The organism is Erythrobacter sp. (assembly GCF_038133525.1).
Lineage (GTDB): Bacteria > Pseudomonadota > Alphaproteobacteria > Sphingomonadales > Sphingomonadaceae > Qipengyuania.
On sequence record NZ_JAYPTL010000202.1, the window covers coordinates 584 to 1510 of the forward strand.

1 protein-coding gene is annotated in these 927 nt (G+C 63.2%); it reads left to right on the forward strand.

The features are described from left to right. Positions 1-908, forward strand: a 908-nt coding sequence (locus AAFM29_RS18050; protein ID WP_341714079.1) for an acetamidase/formamidase family protein, incomplete at its 5' end; no start/stop codon positions are given. Positions 909-927 lie beyond the last annotated feature (19 nt).

The following is a 927-nucleotide window of genomic DNA, read 5'->3' on the forward strand; positions in this document are numbered from 1 at the left end:
ACGAGGCGGATGACAGCCACCCACCGCTGCTTGAAATCTGGAACAAGATCGATCCTTCGACCCGCGCGCCCGGCGTGCACATCATGACCGGCCCGATCTATGTCGAAGGCGCAGAGCCGGGCGACATGCTTGAGGTGCGCTATTTCCAGATGGTGCCGCGCAATCGATATGGCTCGAACCTGGCGGCCAACTGGGGCCATTTGTACGAGGAATTCGGCAAGAAGGAACGCGTCACCATCTACGAGCTGGACGAACGCGCCCAGACCGCGGCGGCGCTTTACGCCTATGACTTCAAGGGCGAATACCTGATCCCCGGCACGATCACCCACTGCGACGAATGCGACAAGGAAAAGGCGCTTGTCGGCGTGCGTATCCCGGCCCGTCCGCATCTGGGCACGGCAGGCGTCGCCCCGGCGGTCAACGATCCGGTCAGCACCATTCCCCCCGGCAAGCACGGCGGCAATATCGACAACTGGCGCATCGGCGCGGGCGCGACCATGTACTACCCGGTACAGGTCGAAGGCGGCCTGTTCTCGATCGGCGATCCGCATGTCAGCCAGGGCGACGGCGAGATTTCGGGCACCGCGATCGAGGCTTCTCTCGACGTGATGTTCCAGATCATCCTGCGCAAGGACTTCAGCTTCCCCTCGCCGCTGCTCGAAGCGCCCGATTGCTGGATCGTCCATGGCTTCGACGAAGACCTCGACAAGGCGATGAAGAACGCCGCGCTCGACATGGTCGAACTGCTGAACGAGCATCAGGGCCTGTCGAAGAACGATGCCTATTCGCTGATGAGCGTGGCCTCGGACTTCGCCATCACCCAGGTGGTGGACGGGACCCAGGGCATCCACGTGCGCATGCCGCGCGGCATCTTCCCGGCCAAGGGGAGCGTCAAGGACCCGAGCTAGAGCGAGGACGCTTGAAGGC